Genomic DNA, 2297 nt, shown 5'->3' on the forward strand with positions numbered 1-2297 from the left:
TTCTTTTGTTTCAATTGCTTGTGACAAAGAATACCATTTTCCGCTGGAGGTTTCCTGCCTGATTACCTCATTTTTTTATTTAATATCAGTGTTTTACGTTTATGGACGGAAACTAGCTAAACTACTGTTTATCTGATCACTGGCAGAAAACAGTCATCAATGATTTCCCGCAATCACATGGCGGTCAAGTTTCTTCCATGCTGAAGAATGCCACCCAACACCTGTTGAGCGCTAAGGCCAGCCATGAAGCCAACGAAGCAGCAACACCGAAAGTTCGGACGATTCCATCTCGTCGATCCCGACGACCTTGAGGGCATGGATGAGTTTGCCGAGTGGCTAGAGGCTCTGCTTCACAATCCTTGTTCTGTATGGCAAGAAGACGGGGACGAGTTCCTCATAGAAATTCGCACGCTTGTGGCACGGATCAATGGACTGAAAATTCAAATCTACGCGAATGAACACCCACCACCGCATTTTCATGTAAAGTCCCCAAACGTCGACGCCAGCTTCTATATCGAGTCCTGCGAGAAGTTAGAAGGCAAGATTGAATCCCAGGACTACCGAAAAATTCGGTTCTGGCATAAAAAGGCGAAGCCACTCCTGATCAAGGCATGGGATGAGACCAGGCCAACTGAGTGCACCGTTGGGCCATACAAAGGCACTTAAACAGTGCAGGTAAAGCGACGCCTACTTCATTGCGCCTTCGGCCCGACTTCGTAGGCGTGCATGCTGCAAGCGTTAGCGAGGAAACAGCTCTATGGGGACAGGCAGTGACATTGATGATAGGGGTTTCGGGACGATAGACACACACGTTTGTGAGGATTGTGTAAAAGACCATGCCCTCGCAGCGTTGGTAAGCAATCACATTTCATCCGAGACCTGTTCCTACTGTGGATCGAGGGTCGGAGCCCCATTCGAGCCAATAATGGAGCGCATATACGAATCAATTTGTACTGAGTTTGCTGATGCTCAAGATATCGGGGTACCTTGGGACAAAGGTTGGGTGATAGATGAAGTTGATCCTTTTGAGGTCGTAGATAAGTTTAATCCTGGCTGGGGTGATTCACTCACGAATGACGTGCTTGATTGTCTTGGCTGGGATAAATATTGGGTTGAGCACTCTCAGGGTAACTGGGGCTTAGGGACACCATCAGAAGCGCTCACGTGGGGGTGGAACTCCTTTCGCGATACAGTTCTATATAAGACGCGTTATCTGTTTCTCACAGAGCCTGAAGATGAATTTGATAGTGGAAGACCAGATCACATTCCTGTGCGGCATGTTTTGGATTCCATTTCCGACTTGGTAAAAAGGTCCAACCTAGTGACAACGGTTGATCCAGAAACCAGCTTATTCCGAGCCCGCGTATCGATGGATGGGCATCCATACCAGAGTTTTTCAGAAGTTAGCGTCCCCCCCCGCGGATAGAACGACAGCGGGACGAATGAATCCGGCAGGAATACCATATTTATATGCAGCTTTTGATGAGGGGACAGCAAGATCTGAAACGCTTTTTAACAGTCGCCGACCCTACGCAATGGCTGAGTTCAAAACGAAGCACACGTTAAACGTGTTGGACCTCTCGAGTTTACCGGTGCAGCCCTCACCATTTGAGCCATACCGCTACAAGGAGCGACATGAGATTGGCTTTCTGCATCGCTTCCAAGGAGAGATTTCCAAAAGAGTATCCAAAGACGGCATGGAGCACATCGAATATATTCCCACGCAGATAGTATCTGAGTTCTTTAGGTATAGGTTTTTGAACGGTGGTGCGGCGCTGGACGGCATAGTGTTTCCCTCAGCGAAGAATGAGCAAGGCAAGAACATTGCGCTATTTGCATCTGAACATTCGGAGGTGGAGAAAATTTTGTACTTGAAGAATATTCGAATGCTTCGATGACAAGCGGCTGCAAAGGGACCGATTTTTCACAGCTTCGCTGCTCCAAACCGGCTGAGTTACAATCGCCACCCGCTTTAATTTCCAGCAAGTCTTGAACTGATCGTTTTTAAATCATAGTCGGTAAGGAAAGATAGAAGTATGACAAGCACCCAACAGCGCGCCGCGCTGCAACGCCATATTTGGCAAATTGCCAACGACGTCAGAGGCTCAGTGGATGGTTGGGACTTCAAGCAGTATGTATTGGGCACTCTGTTTTACCGCTTTATCAGTGAAAACTTTGCTAGCTAGTTTCCGTCCATAAACGTAAAACACTGATATTAAATAAAAAAATGAGGTAATCAGGCAGGAAACCTCCAGCGGAAAATGGTATTCTTTGTCACAAGCAATTGAAACAAAAGA

At 47.2% G+C, this 2297-nt stretch carries 3 protein-coding genes and 1 pseudogene; all 4 read left to right on the top strand.

The genetic code is table 11. From position 1 onward, the window contains the following. Positions 1 to 243: 243 nt before the first annotated feature. Positions 244 to 666 (top strand): DUF4160 domain-containing protein, encoded by a 423-nt coding sequence (locus QPL96_RS19300; protein ID WP_303288899.1) that lies wholly within the window; start codon positions 244 to 246, stop codon positions 664 to 666. A gap of 91 nt (positions 667 to 757) precedes the next feature. Beyond that, a complete protein-coding gene (locus QPL96_RS19305) occupies positions 758 to 1426 on the top strand; it encodes a HEPN-associated N-terminal domain-containing protein (protein ID WP_303288900.1) in 669 nt (222 codons plus the stop codon). A 16-nt stretch (positions 1427 to 1442) separates the two neighbouring features. After that, positions 1443 to 1898: an RES family NAD+ phosphorylase gene (locus QPL96_RS19310; RefSeq protein WP_303288901.1), complete on the top strand. Its 456-nt coding sequence runs from the start codon at positions 1443 to 1445 to the stop codon at positions 1896 to 1898. Positions 1899 to 2036: 138 nt separating this feature from the next. Continuing rightward, positions 2037 to 2177 (top strand): annotated as a pseudogene (locus tag QPL96_RS19315) (type I restriction-modification system subunit M N-terminal domain-containing protein); the annotation flags it as partial. Between the last annotated feature and the right edge of the window lie 120 nt (positions 2178 to 2297).

The sequence above is a fragment of the Marinobacter sp. SS8-8 genome, assembly GCF_030540945.1.
Classification (GTDB): domain Bacteria; phylum Pseudomonadota; class Gammaproteobacteria; order Pseudomonadales; family Oleiphilaceae; genus Marinobacter.

Excerpts from the sequence above, each read along its gene's own strand:
- QPL96_RS19300 (WP_303288899.1), top strand. The coding sequence starts at position 244 with ATGAAGCCAACGAAGCAGCAACACCGAAAGTTCGGACGATTCCATCTC.
- QPL96_RS19310 (WP_303288901.1), top strand. The coding sequence starts at position 1,443 with ATGAATCCGGCAGGAATACCATATTTATATGCAGCTTTTGATGAGGGG.
- QPL96_RS19305 (WP_303288900.1), top strand. The coding sequence starts at position 758 with ATGGGGACAGGCAGTGACATTGATGATAGGGGTTTCGGGACGATAGAC.